This is a genomic window from Pseudomonas sp. TH31, assembly GCF_016650815.1.
Classification (GTDB): domain Bacteria; phylum Pseudomonadota; class Gammaproteobacteria; order Pseudomonadales; family Pseudomonadaceae; genus Aquipseudomonas.
The window spans coordinates 18,900-36,375 of sequence record NZ_JAEKEZ010000010.1 but is presented as its reverse complement, the minus strand read 5'-3'; the positions used below and the strand labels follow the sequence as shown (position 1 = coordinate 36,375).

Below are 17,476 nucleotides of genomic sequence, written 5' to 3'. Positions count from 1 at the left end.
GAAATCAGGCAGCGCGGTGTGTCAGGTAAATCGCGAGCACAGGGTTTACGACTGCTTTGCAGCCAAACGCAGGCTGCGCCAGCTGCTACAGGGCGCTACGGTCTGTCCCAATATGGCACCACGCCAAAGCACTCCACATAGAAATCAATCACCGTCCTGACCTTCACCGACAACCGCCGACTACGCGGCCACAACACCGCAATCTGCTGCGGCTCAACGCTGTTGGACACCTGATATTCCCCCAGCACCGGCACCAGCGTGCCTTCGCGCACCGCTTCACCAATCAGCCATGACGATGATTGCGATCCTCTCCGGGCAGGTCGGCAAAAGCGTGTTGATCGACCACTTCGGCTGGTTCGGCGCCACCCGTAAGAAGGTCAACGGTGAACGTTGGCTGGCCTTGCTGCTGATTGTCATGGCACTTGTTCTGATTGCGCGGGGTTGATGATGAATCTGATTATTTTGCTGGCAGTGGTGGTTGCAGCCGGTGCGGTGTTGAGTGTTCAAGCTACGATCAACGGACGTCTGGGCGAAACCGTCGGTGTATTGCGCAGCAGTCTGTTGACCTTTGTGGTCGGCGCGGTGGTCACTGGGTTACTCATCCTGTTTTTCGAACCGGCCCACGCCGTGAGTCTGTTGGACGTGCCGAAATGGCAGCTCGGCGGGGCGTTGTTCGGCGTGGTGTACATGATGGTCATGGTCGGCGCGGTGCCTCGCGTCGGGACGGCGGTGGCGACCGTGGCGGTGATCGTCGGGCAATTGGGCATGGGCATGCTGATCGATAACTTTGGCTGGCTCGGCAACCCGGCGATCGAGTTGTCCGGGAGCCGGATACTGGCGATGGTGTGCCTGGCGCTGGCATTGGTGTTTATGTATCGCAGCAGCACCCGCTCGGCTTGATCCTGAAGATCAAAAGATCGCAGCCTCGTTTCACTCGGTAGCGCCTACAGAAATGTTGCCAGGCGCGGTCCATGCAGGAGCTGCCGAAGGTTTGGGCCGCATTCGGACGATCTTTTGATCCTGATCTTAAACGTTCATGGCTAGCGCCAGCTTCTACACTGGTATTACGGTGCGCATCCGTCGCACCGGACGACCATAACAGTGGAGTCAGACCCCATGATCGACAGTAAAAGCACCTGCGACTGCCCTAAATGCTCCTGCAAGCTTGGTGATCATCCGATCGCACGTCATGGCAAACACTACTGCTGCGAAGGCTGCGCCAAGCACCATGAACACGGTGAAAAATGCTCCAGCGAAGGTTGTAAATGCGCCAAAAGCTGATCGCAGTTCAAAAAAAGTGGAGCCACCTGGGCTCCACTTTTTGTTTCTGACATTCCCTGTCTCCTTGTGATAATTAGCTCGCCGGTCGCCAGGTGACGTTCTCGACGCCGAATTTCTCTGCCAGCGGTTTGCTGGTCTTCTGCACCTTCTCACGGCCAAAGCGCGGGATGCGTCCCACGCCGGCATCGCAGCTCGCCCAATGCCAGGCCTCCGCGTTGTCCATTTTATCCAGACGGATAATGAAAGACTTGGGGGCGCCATGAAGGGTGTATTCAATGACGAACAGTTTTGCGTTGTTCATAAAGCCCGTATTCCTCCCTGTGGTAATACAAGGATCGCTGGCACCGATAAAAATTCAGTCGGATTGGCAGACGGTGCCGCTCTCTGGCGAGAAACCGGGCGCCTCGTTACCATGGTGGTTCCTCGAATCCCAATGATCCTAGCCCATGGCCCTCGCCGCACCGCCCGACTTGACTGACACCGACGTGCCCGTGCAACCGCTGGCGCGCACCTACCCGCGTGGCTTGTTCATCGAGCCTCATGAGCATGTCTGGGGTCAACTGCTGTACGCGATGAGCGGGGTGATGTGGGTCGAGACACCGCACGAAGCCCTGGTGGTTCCGCCGCAACGGGCGGTGTGGTTGCCGCCGGGCGTGCCCCATGGGATTCGCGTGGTGTCGGACTTGCAGATGCGCAATATCTACCTGCGGCCGGCGTTGGCGGCGACCCTGGATGACAGTGTTCAGGTCATCGAGGTCGGGGGGCTGCTGCGGGAATTGATCGTCGGGCTGGTGGAGCAGAGCGACGACGGTGCGCCGCAGTATTACGAGGCGCTGGTCGGTCTGGCGCTGCTGGAACTCAAGCGGGCCAAACGCTCGATGCTGAAAATCCCGCTGCCGGACAATTCCGACCGGCGCTTGCTGAACCTGTGTCAGGCAGTCATGGCTGCGCCGTCCCTGGACATTGCGTTCGAACAGCACGCCGAAAACGCCGGGGCCAGCGTGCGCACCCTGGCGCGGCTGTTCAAGGACGGCTTGGGCATGGGGTTCGCCGAATGGCGGCGGCAGGTGCAACTGGTGACGGCAGTGGCGGAGTTGATCCAAGGTGTGCCGGTCAGTGCCATTGCCCGGGAGTTGGGGTATTCGCCGAGCAGCTTCAGTGACATGTTTCGCCGGGAGTTGGGTGTTGCGCCTTCACAATTCATGGCATCGCAACCTGCCGCCCTGTAGGCGCTGCCGAGTGAAACGAGGCTGCGATCTTTTGATTTTGCTTTAAAAACAAGATCAAAAGATCGCAGCCTCGTTTCACTCGGCAGCTCCAGAGGGTGTTCCGTTACTGCGGTTTGGCCGATATTCAGAAGCACTTGGCCGATGGATTGAGTGACCTTTCTCTAGACTTTGCGCCTACCTCTTGTGCCACGGAGTCTGTCATGAACTACCTCATCTCGCTGGGCATCGGCCTGGGCGTTGGCCTGCTTTACGGCGCGCTGGATTTTCGCTCCCCGGCACCGCCCGCCATCGCGCTGGTGGGGTTGTTGGGCATGCTCGCCGGCGAGAAGTTGTGGCCCATGGGTCGGCAACTGATCGCCGGCTGGATCTCCTGAAAACCCTTCATCCTGTTAACGGAAGCTCCCCATGAAAGCTCTGCAATTTGACAAGACCGGCGACCTCTCGGCCCTGCGCCATGTTGATGTCCCGACCCCGGTGGCTGGCGCTGATGAAGTGCTGGTGCAGATCAAGGCTGCGGGCCTCAACCCCAGCGATGTGAAGAACGTGCTGGGGCGATTTCCCTACACCACGCTGCCACGGATTCCCGGCCGGGATTTCGCCGGGGTGGTGGTGGAGGGCCCGCAGGCGCTCGTTGGTCAGAAAGTCTGGGGCACCGGTCGTGAACTGGGCTTTTTCGCTGATGGTTCCCACGCGCAATTCGTCAAATTGCCGGCCAATGGCGTAGCGCTGAAACCGACTCACCTGAGTTTTTCCCAGGCCGCCAGCCTCGGCGTGCCGTACACCACGGCGTGGGATGCGCTGGAGCGCAGTCTGGTAACCGCGGGTACGCGTTTGTTGGTGATTGGTGGCGGGGCGGTCGGGAGTGCGGCGCTGGCGCTGGCCAAGGTTCGTGGGGCGAAGGTACTGGCGGCGGCGCGGCGGGTGGAGCAGGTCAAGGAATTGCAGGCTCAGGGTTATCAGACCCTGCAACTGGACAAGCCCGAAGACCTCGGCGCTCAGGTGAATGCGGTGTACGCCGGTGGCGCGGACGTGATCTTCGACACCACGGGTTTCTGGCTACCGGCTTCAGTCCCGGCGCTGGCTGCGTTTGGCCGCATCGCGATCATTGCCGCGCCGGTCGACGGTCACGTGCAATTGCCGGCGCTGGCGTTGTATCGCAAGGGTGGTTCGGTGGTCGGGATCAACTCGCTGCTGTATGGCGTGCAGGCGTGTGCGGCGATGCTGGATCAGTTCGGCACGTTCTTCGATCAGGGCTTGTTGCCGTTGCCGGAAGGGTTGGTTGAGTCGCCGTTGGCCGAAGGGTTGGAGCGGTATGCCGAGGTGAACTCGGGCAGTGGCGACAAGGTGATTTTGTTGCCATAAGTGATATTGATGTTGGATGAACCGACCCCTTCGCGAGCAGGCTCGCTCCCACAAGGATTGCACTGAACCTGTGGGAGCGAGCCTGCTCGCGAAGGGGCGGTCAGTCACTTTGATGTTGAATGTGCCGGTCTCATCGCGGGCAAGCCTTGCTCCTACAGGGTTATGTGTCGATCCTGGCCTTTGCCATCGACGCAAAACCCTGTAGGAGCAAGGCTTGCCTGCGATGGCGTCGTTGAGCCCTACTTAGGCCTCAGGCACACCTTTCTCCCAGGCCGACCAGTTCTTCAAAATCTCCTGCACCAACGGATTTCCCGTGCGATAGAGGTTTTCCAGCGCGGGCACAAACCCGCCCTGGTCCGCATATTTGAGCAGGTTATCCACCTCGCTCTGCCCCGGCGCCGGCCGGTCGAAGTCGGACCCGGCGCGCACCACTGCCAGACGCTGCACATCCACCAAGCCTTCGCGGCTGGCCCGCAGCAGCGCTTCGTAGGTGGAGTTGTCTTCCTGTTGGGTGGTGCAGTACTCGCCTTTATTGTCCGTCAGCAACTTGGTCCAGACTTCGGCGCGCTCACTCAGGCGAGTCCCGGAAAACCAGGTATTGCCCGCCGCCGTATCGCACTTCGTCACCACGGGTGGCTGATTGGCCGGGGCCGACGGGTATTTCAAACGCCACGCGGCCGATTCCTTGCTCTCGCTCAGCTCGACTTTATGCGACAGGGCAAACGCCCTGGCCTGCAACTTCGGGTTGAGCTCGAAGACTTCGGTCTTGTAGTCCAGCGGCGGTTTTTCGTTCGGGCCTTTGGTGTTGATGCCGATGTAACCGGTTGGCCAGTCTTTCGGCACATCGCGGGAATCGAGCTCCCACTGGGTGCCGAATTCCACCAGGTAATGCGCCCAGGCGGCGGTGCCGATGGTCCCGTGTTTCGGGCTGATGCCGGCGATCCCGGCGATCAGGAAGTAGCTTCTACGCAGGTCGAATTTTGGAGACAGCGCCAAGGCCAGGGTCGACGCGGCGGCGTTGGTCTGGCCCATGCCGGTGACCATCAGGCACACCTGCTGGGTGTTGCAGCGAATACTCGGGTACTCGGCGGACAGGCCCGGTACGCGAACTTCCTGCTTGAGCTCCAGGCGCTCGATCCAGTTCTGCGCCTCGGGGGCGAACATGGTGATCAGCATCACTTTCGGCTGGATCGGTGCTTCATTTGCCCACGCGGTGGAAGCGAGCAGAGTGCCGCAGGCCAAACCAACGGACAGGGAAAGACGAGTAACAACGTGCATAAAAATCTCCATGACTGAATGCAGGACAAGCCTCTTGCAGCTTGTCGCTAAAAGCTTGCCGCTTAAAACTGATACCCGATGCCAGCGTAGTAACCCCAGCCGTTGGAACGGGCACGGAAGTCGCCGTCGCCGAAATTCAACTCGCTGCCATCCTCCCAGTTGCCGCCGTTGTGGAAGTAACGGCCGACCAGGGTGAAGCGCAGGTGGGTAAACGAGTAGAGCAACACGTTGGTGGCCACGGTCGCGTTGGCGGTGCGGGCCGGGTTGTCTTTGTGCAGGTCGGAGCCGAAGTCGAAGTTGGTGAAACCGATGTAGGTCAGTGACGCGCCATTGCTGTAGCTATCGATGGGCACGATGTATTTCAACTGGGCGCGGTAGCCGTCCCAGGAATACTCGTTGCTGGCGCCGTAGTTTTCCCACTGATAACGACCGTAGAAGTTGGCCGACAGGTTGACCCGCGAGTGGGTGTCGATGTCGGTGCCCAGGCCGCTGTACAACGTGTTGGCACGGTTGGCGGTGCTGCTGCCGTGGTCGTAGATCCAGTCGAACGCCACATACCATTCCTTGAACGGCCCGACGGCCAGGCTGCGGCCGGCAAGATAATCGATGGAGATTCGCGGTTCGTGCTCCATGAACAGCGGGGAGCCGTGGTCCCACGCGCCTTTGTCATGGCTGTTGCCGATGTCGAAGATTTTCGGGATGTCGACGTAGCCGTACAACTCGAACGGCCCCTTGCGCCCGAAATACTCGTATTCCAGATACACATCGTCAGACGATTGCGGGCCGAAGCTGATGTCCTTGCTGCCGATGACGGTCAGGTCCTGGTTGAACCAGTCCGACAGGTACGCGCCTTTTTGGGCGGGCTGGCCTCGGTGCTGAGGGTTTCGCCCTGGGCGGATTCTTCGGGGAGGGCGGGTTGCGCCAAAACAGTGCTGCTGAGTAGTCCTGTAACGCTGGCCAGCGCCAAAGAAACAGCAAATGTGCGCGAGCAAGTCACGCGGCTGGACGTGCGGTGCATTAAAAGTCCCTTTTCGTGCGGATCGAAGGCCCGATATTTCGGGCTTGCGCGGTTAGGTAGCGAAAAAGCCGTTATCGGCGACTCGCAAACGTTTGCACAACCCATACCAATTGTTTCAATTCCATGAAAAGCCGAAGAAATCGGTGGTTTTATTGTCGCTTCGATCAGCTATCGGATATCCCCGGTAGGAGCTGCCGAAGGCTGCGATCTTTTGATCTTCGCTTTTAAAAGCAAAATCAAAAGATCGCAGCCTTCGGCAGCTCCTACAGGAGATCGCGCTCGGCAAGACAGCCTGGAATCCGCAGGCCAAGTCATTCGCGCACCAAAGTATTAATGCTAATTAACCCGCGTAGAGATGTGCCCCATTGCTGTGCGTCGACTAGCTTGTGTCGGGAATGAAACGGTTTTGTACACCGTCGCAGTCTTGATTCGCGTGTCGTTGGATTCACGGCCAGGGTGGCCGCTGTAGCACGCCCTTCAAGGAAGAATGGTTAACCACGTAAAGGAATTACCCGTGGACTTGAGCTCCGTTATCGCCCCGATTTTGCGTGTTTCCCCTCTTTCTCTCGCTGTTCGTCTCGCTATCGTCGGTGCGGTTGTCGGCCTCGTCAGCCCACAAGCGCTGGCGGCCTGTTCGCCGGCCAGCCCGACAGCGGGCGCCACGGTGACCTGTACCGGTGTGCCATCGTTGCCGCTGTTCCTCAACACATTTGCCAGTGCAGTGAACAACCTGACGGTCAACGTCAACTCGGGCGCGCAGATGAACGCGACGCTGGGCGGACAGTCGCTCAACCTCACCGGTAACAATCTCACCTTCAACAACTCCGGGACGGTCGACCCGGCTTTGCTGGGGGCGGTGACGGGTCTCGGTACCGCCTTGATGATAGGCAATGGCAGCGCCTCGACAGTGAATATCAACAACACGTTGACCGGGATCATGCGCGGTACCGGCGACTTGCTGGGCGTGAACCTGACGACTATCGCCGGCATGGCGATGAACGTGGTCAACGGCGCAGGCGGCGTCACCAACATCACCAACAACGGCACCCTCGGCTCCACCGCGTTGCTGAATCTGACGCTGTTCGCCTCCGACACGCCGATCGTGGCCGTGCAGGGCGGATCGCAGATCAACATGGTCAACAACGGCACGTTAACCGGGCGGGTGGCGTTCGAAACGTCGTCCACCGGCAATACCTTCATCAACACCGGGGCCATCAGCGGTGGCGTGTCGATGGGCGTCGCCAGCAACAACACCTTTACCGCGGTCACCGGTTCGACCATCACCAACGGCGGCGGCGCAGGGCTCAGCCTCGGCGGATTGATCGGCGTTAACCTGACCTTCGCACCCACCGGGCAAATCGATGGCGGGGCCGGGGGCAACAACTCGTTGATCCTGCAAAACACCATCGGTGTCGGCGGTGGCACCAGCGGCGCGGGTACGGCGTCCAGCGCCAACTACATCAACTTCAATAACCTGACGGTCAACAGCGGCACCTGGGTCCTGCAAGGTCCGCTCGTCAGCGGCAGCGCCACCCTCAACGGTGGTGTCGCGTCGTTCAACAACACCCAGTCGTTCGGCACCGGGGTGCTGACCTCCAATGGCGGGACGATCCAGGCCAGCAACGCCGGTTTGACCCTCAATAACCTGGTCACCCTGGGCAGCGGCGGCCTCACCGTTCAGGGCAGCAACGGCATGACCCTGGGCGGGGTGATTTCCGGCACGGGCGGTTTGACCAAGGCCGGCACCGGGCAGTTGAGTCTCAGTGGCACCAACACCTACGCCGGCAACACCACGATCAATGGTGGCTCTGTTCAAGTACTCAATAACCAGGCCTTCAGCAGCGGCAGCGTGACGTTCGCCGGTTCGGCGTCGCTGTCTGCACCGGGCACGATCAACCTGAACAACCTCATCACCATTAACGGCGCCATGACCACCACCGGCGCCGGCTCCCTGACCCTGGGCGGCGTGATCAACGGTGCGGGCGGGCTCAGCAAGAGCGGCAGCGGCACTCTGACTATCAACGGCAACAACACAGCCTTCAGTGGCCCTATCAACTTGAACACCGGCACCCTGGTGCTGGGCAACAACAATGCGCTGGGCACGGGCGTGATGAACGTCAACGGCGGCGCAAACCTCGATAGCAGCACCAATGTCACCCTGAACAACGGCGTAATCCTCAACGCCAACCTGACCAGCGTCGGCAGCAATGCCTTGACCCTTGCCGGGGCGATATCGGGTGTGGGCGGGATCACCAAGAACGGCGCGTCGACCCTGACGGTGACCGGTAACAACAGCCAGAGCGGGCCGACCACGCTCAATGCTGGCACGCTGCTGGTGGGCAACAACAATGCGCTGGGCACTGGCGCGCTGAATACCGCAGCCAGCACCACCCTGGACGCCACCACGGCCGTGACCCTGAACAACTCGGTGTTCATGGCTGCCGATTTGACCATTGGTGGCACCCAGGCACTTGGCCTGACGGGCGTGATCAACGGCGCGGCCGGGATCATCAAGAATGGTACGGCGGCGCTGACCCTCGGGGGTGCCAACACCTATAGCGGCAACACCTCACTTAATGCTGGCTCGCTGATTGTCGGCTCCAACACCGCGCTTGGCGTTGGCGGCACCTTGAACACGGCTGACGGCACCACGCTGGATGCCAGCACCGGGGTGACCCTGATCAATGCAGTGAACGCCACCGGCAACCTGAATATCGGCGGCACCGCCGACCTGACCCTCGGCGGCGTGGTGGGCGGCAGCGGCGGCCTGACCAAAAACGGCGCGGCCAACCTGATTCTCAATGGCGCCAATACCTTCCTTGGCGGCACCACGTTGAACGCGGGTGGCCTGACTGTCGGCAACGCCAACGCCTTGAGCAGCGGCGTGCTGACCGTGGCCGGCGCCTCTACGCTGGACAGCAGCACCGGCGTCGCCATCGCCAATGACATTGCTGTGAACGCAGACCTGAGCATCGGTGGCAGCAACGCCCTGACCCTCGACGGCGTGATCAGCGGCACCAACCAATTGATCAAGAACGGCGCGGCCGACCTGACCCTTAACGGCGTCAATACCTTCCAGGGCGGCACCACCCTCAATGCCGGCAGCCTGACCGTCGGCAACACCGCCGCGTTGGGCACCGGCGCCTTGACTGTCGCCGGCGCGAGCACCCTGACCGGCAACTCGGCCCTGAGCCTGAACAACGCGATCACCCTCAATGCCAACCTGACCACTGGCGGCGCCAATGCGCTGACCCTCGACGGCCTCATCGACGGCGCGGGCGGGTTGATCAAAACCGGCGCTTCCAGCCTGACCCTCACCGGTGCCAACACCTACCAAGGCACCACCGCGCTAAATGCCGGCACGCTGATCGTCGGTTCCAATACTGCATTGGGTACTGGCGCATTGAACGCTGCCGGCGGTACCACCCTCGATGCCAGTACCGGTGCAACCCTGGCCAACGCGGTGAATCTTGGCGGCGACCTGACCGTCGGCGGCAGCAATGCGCTGACCCTCAATGGCATCGTCAGCGGTACCGGTGGCCTGATCAAAAACGGCGCAGCCGACCTGACCCTCAACGGCAGCAACAACTACCTCGGCGCCACCGCGCTGAACAGCGGCAAACTGATTGTCGGGGCCAACGGTGCATTGGGCAGCGGCGCATTGAACGCGGCGGCCAACACCACGCTGGACGCCAACACCGCCGTGAGCCTCAACAACCAGGTGAATCTGGCCGGTGCGTTGAACATCGGCGGCTCGGCCGACCTGACTTTGCTTGGGCTGGTTAACGGCACCGGCAGTCTGGTGAAAAACGGCACGGCCAATCTGATCCTCAACGGCGCTAACGGCTTCCTCGGTGGCACCACCCTGAACGCCGGCACCCTGACGGTTGGCAACGGCGACGCCCTGGGCCTCGGCGGTTTGACCGTTGGCGGCGCGGCAACCCTGGACAGCAATGCCCCGGTCACTCTGGGCAATGCAGTGGCGCTCAATGCCGACCTGACCGTCGGCGGCAGCAATGACCTGACCCTCGGTGGCCCGGTCAGCGGCACCCACCAACTGATCAAAAACGGTGCGGCCAACCTGACCCTCAATGGCGTCAACACCTACCAGGGTGACACCACCCTGAACGCCGGCACCCTGACTCTGGGTAATGCGGCGGCGCTCGGCACCGGCGCACTGACCGTGGCAGGCACCTCGACCCTCGACAACAGCGCCGCTTTCACCTTGGCCAACGCCCTGACGCTGAACGCGGACTTGAGCGTGGCGGGCAACAACAACCTGACCCTGAACGGCGTGATCGGTGGTGCCGGTGCGCTGAACAAAAACGGCCTGGCCGACTTGACCCTTGGTGGCAACAACACCTTCACCGGTCCCTTGAACATCCTTTCCGGCAGCGTCACCACCGCCAGCACCGGGGCATTGGGCAACACCTCCGGCGCGAACATCAGCGCCGGCGCCAGCCTTAATCTGGGCAGCGATGCCAGCCTCGCGGGCCTCAGCGGCAGCGGTGGTGTGCTGATCGGCACGGGCAGCACCTTGTCGGTGGGAGGCGTCAGTACCACCAGCATTTTCGACGGTGGCCTGAGCGGCGGTGGCGGCCTGACCAAAGTCGGCACCGGCACCCTCAACCTCACCGGTATCAATGGCATCACCGGCGACACGCTAGTCAACGGCGGCACCCTGAACCTCAGCGGCTCGCTGGGCAGTTCCAACGTTGACGTCGGCAGTGGCGCGACCCTGACCGGCACCGGCTCGGTGCTGGGCGCATTAAGCGTGGCCAACGGCGGTCACCTGGGCCTGAGCAGCGGCAACACCTTGTCTGCCGGCTCGCTGGTCATGGGCAGTGGCGCCAACATGGACGTTGCCCTCGGCGCGCCCTCCACCAATTCGCTGCTGAACGTCGGCGGCAACCTGACCCTTGACGGTAACCTGAATGTCAGCGATGCCGGCGGCTTCGGCGTCGGCGTTTATCGCCTGATCAACTACACCGGCAGCCTGACGGACCTGGGCCTGAATGTGGCCAGTGTGCCCGTCGGTTTCGGCCTCGGCGATCTGGTGGTGCAAACTTCGGTGGGCAATCAGGTCAACGTGTTGGTGTCGGCACCCAATGCCAATATCCGCTTCTGGGACGGTAGCCAGACAATCGCCAACGGGGTGGTGGATGGCGGCACTGGCACCTGGACGGCGGGCGGCACCAACTGGACCTCGGTCAACGGCACGCTGAATCAACCCTGGGCCGGTGACTTCGGTGTGTTCCAGGGCACGGCGGGCACCGTTACGGTGGCGGGTGCGCAACTGTTCACCGGGCTGCAATTCGTCACCGATGGCTACAACGTCGTGGCCGGCAGCGCTGGGCAATTGACCGCGGTGAACGGTACGGGCGGCAACACGGCGATCCGTGTTGATCCGGGTTCCACCGCAACCATTGGCGTCGGCATCGACGGCAGCGGCACCCTGGCCAAACTCGACAGCGGCACCCTGGTACTCAACGGCGCCAATAGTTACACCGGCGGCACGCTGCTCAATGGCGGCACGCTGGTGCTCGGCAGCAACACGGCGCTGGGCAGCGGTCTGCTGACGGCAGCCTCGGGCACCACCCTGGACAGCAACGCTGCCGTCACCCTTGGCAATGCGGTCAGTCTGGCCGGTAACCTGAATGTCGGCGGCAGCAACGCGCTGACCCTCAACGGGGCAATCGCTGGTGCGGGCGGTTTGATCAAGGCTGGCGCGGCCAACCTGACCCTCGGTGGCAACAACAGCTTCCTCGGCCCGGTCGCGTTGAATGCCGGCGGTTTGATTCTGGCGTCCAACTCGGCGCTCGGCGCTGGCGCGCTGAACGCCGCCAACGGCACCACGCTGGACGCCGCGACTGCGGTGACCGTCAACAATGTGCTGAACCTGGCCGGTAACCTCGGCATCGGTGGCACCGCTGACCTGACCCTCGGCGGCGCCGTCAACGGCGCTGGCAGCCTGAGCAAAAACGGCGCGGCCAACCTGATCCTCAATGGTCCCAACGGCTTCCTTGGCGGTGTGGCCCTGAACGCCGGGACCCTGACCGTCGGCAATGCCTCGGGCCTGGGGCTGGGCAACCTGACTGTCGCCGGTGCTTCGACGTTGGACAACAACACCTCGCTGAGCCTGGCTAATAACGTTGGCCTGAACGCCACATTGGCGGTCGCCGGCAGCAATGACCTGACCCTCGGTGGTGTGCTCAGTGGCGCCGGTGGCCTGAGCAAAAATGGCGCGGCCAACCTGACCCTCAACGGCGTCAACACCTTGCAGGGCGACACCACCCTGAATGCCGGTACCCTGACCCTCGGCAACGCCGCGGCGCTGGGCACTGGCGCGTTGACCGTCGCCGGTGCCTCGACACTGGACAGCAGCTCGGCGCTCAGCCTGGCCAACAACGTCAACGTCAATGCGGCGCTGAATGTGGCTGGCAGTAATAACCTGACCCTGGCCGGCGTCGTTGCCGGTGCCGGAACCCTGAACAAAAATGGCACGTCGGACCTGTCCCTCAGCGGCAACAACACCTTCAGCGGTACCTTCAATGTGCTGGGCGGCAGCCTGAGCACCCTCAGTGCCGGGGCCCTGGGCAACAACGCCGGGGTCAATCTGGGAGCAGCGACCCAGCTCAATCTCGGTGCATCCGGCAGCCTCGCCAGCCTGACGGGCAGCGGCACGGCGCTGGTCGGTGCGGGCAACACGCTGAGCATCGGCGGCAACAATGCCAGCAGCATCTTTGACGGTGTCCTCAGCGGCAGCGGTCTGCTGGACAAACTCGGCAGCGGCACCTTCAACCTCACCGGCAGCAACACCCTGACCGGCGACACCAGCATCAACGGCGGCACCTTGAATGTCAGCGGCTCTCTGGCCAGTGCCAACGTCGCGGTCAATAACGGCGGGACCCTCGCCGGCAGTGGCAACCTCAGCGGTGCAGTCAATGTCGCCGATGGCGGTCATGTTGCACTGGCCACCGGCAGCACCTTGTCGGTGGGCTCACTGGCCTTGAGTGGTAACTCCAACCTTGACGTCGGGCTCGGTGTGCCGGTGTCTGGTGGCGGCAATGCGCTGATCAATGTCGGCGGCAACCTGACCCTCGACGGCAACTTGAACGTCAGCGACATCGGCGGTTTCGGCAGCGGTGTGTATCGCATCATCAACTACACCGGCAGCCTGACCGACAACGGCCTGTTGGTCGGTAGCGTGCCGGGCAGCGTAACGCCGGGTGATCTGCAAGTGCAGACTGCCGTGGGCAACCAGGTCAACCTGCTGGTCAGCGCACCGAACGTTACTGTGCAGTTCTGGGATGGTACGCAACTGGTCGGTAACGGCGCGGTCAATGGCGGCAGTGGCACCTGGGGCAGTGGCACCACCAACTGGACCAATGTCAACGGCACCTTCAATCAGGCCTGGGCCAATAGCTTCGCGGTGTTCCAGGGGACGGCGGGTACTGTCACCGTCAACGGCACGCAAGCCATCACCGGCATGCAATTCGTCACCGACGGCTACACCCTGGCCAATGGCACGGCGGGCGCACTGACGCTGGTCAATGGCAGCTTGGGTAATGCGACCGTTCGGGTCGATCCGAACGCCACCGCGACCCTTGGCGTAGCCCTCAATGGCGCCGGCACTCTAGGCAAATACGACACCGGTACTCTGGTGCTCAACGCGGCCAACGGCTATACCGGCGGCACGGCGCTGAACGGCGGCAAACTGGTCGTGGGTAACAATGGCGCGCTGGGCAGCGGTGTATTGACCGCCGCCAATGACACCGCTCTGGACAGCAACACCAGCGTCAGCCTCGCTAACGCAGTGGTGCTGAATGGCGGGCTGAGTGTCGCGGGCAGCAACGCCCTGACCCTCGGCGGCATCGTCAGCGGCACCGGCAGCCTGATCAAAAACGGTGCCTCGAGCCTGACCCTCGACGGCAGTAACACCTACGCAGGTGGCACGCAGTTGAACGCAGGTTCGTTGGTACTCGGCAACAACAGCGCCATCGGCACCGGCGCGCTCGGCGTCGGCGGCAGCGCGCAACTGGACAGCGCAGCGGCGCTGCAATTGGCGAATGCGATCAACCTGGCCGGGCAGTTGACCCTGGCAGGCACCCAGAACACCACCCTCAGCGGCGTGATCGCGGGCAATGGCAGCCTGGTGAAAAACGGCAACGGTACGCTGTTGCTCAGCGGCGCCAATACCTACAGCGGCGGCACCACGCTCAATGGTGGCAGCACCAGCGGCAACACCAGCAGCCTGCAAGGCGCGATCCTCAACAACGCCGCGCTGACCTTCGAGCAAACCAGCAACGGCAGCTACACCGGTAACCTTACCGGCACCGGTACATTGACCAAAAACGGCACCGGCGATTTGCTGCTCACCGGCACCAACGGCCTCACTGGCAACACCAACGTTCAGGCCGGCTCATTGCTGGTCAACGGCACCCTCAACAGTGCCAACGTGAATGTGGCCAGCGGGGCGAAAATCGGTGGCAGCGGCCAGATTGGCGGTGCAGTGCAACTGGCCAGCGGCGCGACCCTGGTCGGCGGCGGTACTGCCACGCCGCTGTCGGTCGGTTCCCTGGCTTTGTCTTCGGGCAGCAACCTGGACTTCAGCCTCGGCTCGGTCACCAGTTCGACCAACGTAGTCAACGTCGCCGGTAACCTGGTCCTCGACGGCACGTTGAACGTCAGCGATGCCGGGAGCTTCGGGACGGGCGTCTATCAGTTGTTCCGCTACGGCGGCAGCCTGACCGACAATGGCCTGACTTTCGGCACGTTGCCGGGCGGGGTGTTGCCATCGAGCCTGACCCTGCAAACCGCACTGGCTAATCAGATCAACCTGTTGGTGCAAGGTGCTCCGGGTTCCGTGCAGTTCTGGAATGGTGGCAAAACCAACGCCGACGGTACGATTAGCGGCGGCAGTGGCATCTGGGGGCCGAGCACTAACTGGACTGATGCGAGCGGCACCGCGAGCCAGGGTTCGACCCATCAGTTCGCCGTATTTGGCGGGCAGGGCGGCACCGTGACCGTAGTCGGCAACCAGGGCTTCACCGGGTTGCAGGTCCTGGACAACGGTTACAGTCTGGTTCAGGGCACGGGCGGCAGCCTGACACCGGTCAACGCGGCCGATGGCAGCCTGGCTGCGGTGCGGGTCAACTCGGGCGTCACCACGCAAATCTCGGCGCCGCTGGTTGGCACCGGTGGCATTGAAAAACTCGATTCCGGCACGCTGGTATTGAGTGGTGCCAACACCTACAGCGGCGGCACCACCGTCAGCGGCGGTACGCTGGTGGGTAACACCACCAGCCTGCAAGGGCGTTTCTTGAACAATGCCCGCATGTTGTTTGCGCAGAACACCAGCGGACGTTTCAACGGCGTACTCAGCGGCACGGGTGATTTGGTCAAACAGGGCGCAGGGACGCTGCTCATCGATGGCGTTCAGCCGTTCAGTGGCACCGTTGAAGTGGAGCAAGGCCTGTTGCAGGTCGGTGATGCACCGACGACCTTCGGCGGACAGATCACCGTGTCCAATGGCGCTGCCTTGAGCGGTAACGGCAGCGTCGGTTCGGTGGTCAACCATGGTGTGGTGATCTCCGGCGCGAACGGCGACAACCTGCGTGTGGCGGGCAACCTGAGCAACGCCCCGGATGGCCTGCTGGCACTGACCGTGAACTCTGCGACCGTCACGCCGTTGGTCGTGGGCGGCACCGCAACCCTGGCCGGCAGCGTGCAAGTCAGCAACCTCGCACCCTTTACCGGCAACACGACGTATGCATTGATCACGGCGGGCGGCGGTGTCAACGGTACGTTCAGTGCTGCAAATCTGCCGGAAACCGTGTTCCTCGACTCGTCGCTGGTGTACAGCGGTAACGAGGTCGACCTGGCCGTCAGTCGCAACCAGACGTCCTTCGCCGATGTCGCGGCCACCGGCAACCAGCGCGGCACGGCCTCGGCCTTGTCCAATAATGGCCTGGCCGGTGCGGCGTTGCAGAACCAGATCCTCAATCTCTCGGCGGCCGGTGCTCGTGCGGCCTTCGACAGCTTGTCCGGGGAAATTCATGCCAGCACCGCCAGCGCGATTCTCGAGGATTCGCGCTACATCCGGGACGCGGTCAACGACCGTATGCGCCAACCGTCCTGCAGTGGGCCTGACGATCCTCGCCGCGCCCTGGCGCCCAGCGAAAATCGCCTGACCAGCGGCGGCTGTCACGGTGAAATGGTGGGCTGGATGCGTGCACTCGGCACCTGGGGTGAAATGGATGGCGACAGCAACAGCGCCAAGCTGGATCGCAAACTCAGCGGCTTCATGCTGGGCACCGACAAGCAAATCGACGATCAATGGCGCGCCGGGATGGCCGCCGGTTACACCCGCAGCAGCCTGGATGCCAATGACCGCAACTCCGATGCCACGGTCGACAGCTACCACCTGGCGGCGTACCTCAACTCGCAATTCGACGCCTTGGCCGTGCGCCTGGGCGCCGCTTACAGCTGGCACGACATCGAAACCGAACGCAACGTCAACGTCGGCACCTACAACGATCGGTTGAAGGCGCACTACGACGCTCGCAGCGCCCAGGTCTTCGGCGAAGTGGGTTACGCCATCGATGCGGGCGGTCTCGCGGTCGAGCCGTTCGCCGGTTTGTCCTACGTCAATTACGACAGTGACACTGGCAAGGAAAAAGGCGGGGTAGGGCGGTTGCAGGCTGATTCCAGCCAGGACATCACGTTCTCCACCCTCGGTGTGCGCGTCGGCAAACTGCTGACCCTGGCCAACGGCTCGCAATTGACCCGCGCGCCGCCCTTGGCTGGCGCCATGCCTACGGCGACACCAAGCCGGACGCCGACCTGACCTTCATCGACGGCGGCGCTTCGTTCAAAACGCAAGGCGTGCCGATTGCCAAGGACAGCGCACTGCTGGAAGCGGGCGTCGACTTCCAGATCACGCCGACCGGCAAGCTGGGGATTGGTTACTCAGGGCAGCTGTCGAGCGACAACAGCGACAACGCGATGACCATCAGCTACAGCCTCACGTTCTAAATAGGGTCGAAGCACTTTAGCCGCCCGAAAGGGCGGTTTTTTTTGTACCTCAAAAGATCGCAGCCTGCGGCAGCTCCTACACAAACCGTGTCGTTCTGGATGTACGCGATCCCTGTAGGAGCTGCCGAAGGCTCGGGCCGCGTTCGGACGATCTTTTGACCTTTCTTTTGTTGTTGTGGCGAGTGTTTGTTCAGGCAATCAAGGTAATCCATCTCCCCACCCAAGCGTACGACTTGCACAACCCATGCTCTGCTAGAATCGGCCCCATTGA

General features: G+C 62.3%; 7 protein-coding genes and 4 pseudogenes. 7 read left to right on the top strand and 4 right to left on the bottom strand.

Annotation, left to right across the window (positions count from 1 at the left end; all coding sequences use genetic code 11):
- Positions 1-95: 95 nt before the first annotated feature.
- Positions 96-293, bottom strand: a pseudogene (locus JFV26_RS06970) (LysR family transcriptional regulator); the annotation flags it as partial.
- On the opposite strand from JFV26_RS06970, the pseudogene JFV26_RS06965 reads away from it, so the two are divergent.
- The 3 genes and pseudogenes from JFV26_RS06965 to JFV26_RS06955 form a co-directional block, all read left to right on the top strand.
- Positions 287-445 (top strand): annotated as a pseudogene (locus JFV26_RS06965) (DMT family transporter); the annotation flags it as partial. The pseudogenes JFV26_RS06970 and JFV26_RS06965 sit on opposite strands and share 7 nt — an antisense overlap.
- Before the next feature lie 2 nt (positions 446-447).
- Positions 448-900 (top strand): DMT family transporter, encoded by a 453-nt coding sequence (locus tag JFV26_RS06960; RefSeq protein WP_201190922.1) that lies wholly within the window; start codon positions 448-450, stop codon positions 898-900.
- Positions 901-1,116: 216 nt separating this feature from the next.
- Positions 1,117-1,281, top strand: a complete 165-nt coding sequence (locus JFV26_RS06955) for a metallothionein (RefSeq protein WP_201190920.1) — start codon at positions 1,117-1,119, stop codon at positions 1,279-1,281.
- A 73-nt stretch (positions 1,282-1,354) separates the two neighbouring features.
- On the opposite strand, the gene JFV26_RS06950 is transcribed toward JFV26_RS06955, so the two are convergent.
- Positions 1,355-1,582: a DUF6555 family protein gene (locus JFV26_RS06950; RefSeq protein WP_054051602.1), complete on the bottom strand. Its 228-nt coding sequence runs from the start codon at positions 1,580-1,582 to the stop codon at positions 1,355-1,357.
- A gap of 145 nt (positions 1,583-1,727) precedes the next feature.
- On the opposite strand from JFV26_RS06950, the gene JFV26_RS06945 reads away from it, so the two are divergent.
- The 3 genes from JFV26_RS06945 (at position 1,728) to JFV26_RS06935 (ending at position 3,872) form a co-directional block, all read left to right on the top strand.
- Entirely contained in the window at positions 1,728-2,510 is a 783-nt protein-coding gene (locus JFV26_RS06945; RefSeq protein WP_201190918.1) for an AraC family transcriptional regulator, read from the top strand.
- Between the two features lie 200 nt (positions 2,511-2,710).
- On the top strand, positions 2,711-2,884 hold the full coding sequence (locus tag JFV26_RS06940) for a DUF1427 family protein (RefSeq protein WP_201190916.1): 174 nt from the start codon (positions 2,711-2,713) through the stop codon (positions 2,882-2,884).
- 31 nt (positions 2,885-2,915) lie between these two features.
- The gene (locus JFV26_RS06935) at positions 2,916-3,872 is read left to right on the top strand and encodes a quinone oxidoreductase family protein (protein WP_201190914.1); all 957 of its coding nucleotides are present in this window, start codon (positions 2,916-2,918) and stop codon (positions 3,870-3,872) included.
- Positions 3,873-4,115: 243 nt separating this feature from the next.
- Here the strand turns inward: JFV26_RS06935 and JFV26_RS06930 are convergent, their stop codons facing one another.
- Together JFV26_RS06930 and JFV26_RS06925 are read right to left on the bottom strand one after the other, a co-directional pair.
- Complete coding sequence (locus JFV26_RS06930; RefSeq protein WP_201190912.1) at positions 4,116-5,150, bottom strand: purine-nucleoside phosphorylase; 1,035 nt, start codon at positions 5,148-5,150, stop codon at positions 4,116-4,118.
- Between the two features lie 62 nt (positions 5,151-5,212).
- Positions 5,213-6,168: pseudogene (locus tag JFV26_RS06925) on the bottom strand (nucleoside-specific channel-forming protein Tsx).
- A 487-nt stretch (positions 6,169-6,655) separates the two neighbouring features.
- On the opposite strand from JFV26_RS06925, the pseudogene JFV26_RS06920 reads away from it, so the two are divergent.
- Positions 6,656-17,205, top strand: a pseudogene (locus JFV26_RS06920) (autotransporter-associated beta strand repeat-containing protein).
- Positions 17,206-17,476: the final 271 nt, after the last annotated feature.

Coding starts and splice junctions, on each gene's coding strand:
- JFV26_RS06960 (WP_201190922.1), top strand. CDS start 448: ATGAATCTGATTATTTTGCTGGCAGTGGTGGTTGCAGCCGGTGCGGTG.
- JFV26_RS06955 (WP_201190920.1), top strand. CDS start 1,117: ATGATCGACAGTAAAAGCACCTGCGACTGCCCTAAATGCTCCTGCAAG.
- JFV26_RS06950 (WP_054051602.1), bottom strand. CDS start 1,582: ATGAACAACGCAAAACTGTTCGTCATTGAATACACCCTTCATGGCGCC.
- JFV26_RS06945 (WP_201190918.1), top strand. CDS start 1,728: ATGGCCCTCGCCGCACCGCCCGACTTGACTGACACCGACGTGCCCGTG.
- JFV26_RS06940 (WP_201190916.1), top strand. CDS start 2,711: ATGAACTACCTCATCTCGCTGGGCATCGGCCTGGGCGTTGGCCTGCTT.
- JFV26_RS06935 (WP_201190914.1), top strand. CDS start 2,916: ATGAAAGCTCTGCAATTTGACAAGACCGGCGACCTCTCGGCCCTGCGC.
- JFV26_RS06930 (WP_201190912.1), bottom strand. CDS start 5,150: ATGCACGTTGTTACTCGTCTTTCCCTGTCCGTTGGTTTGGCCTGCGGC.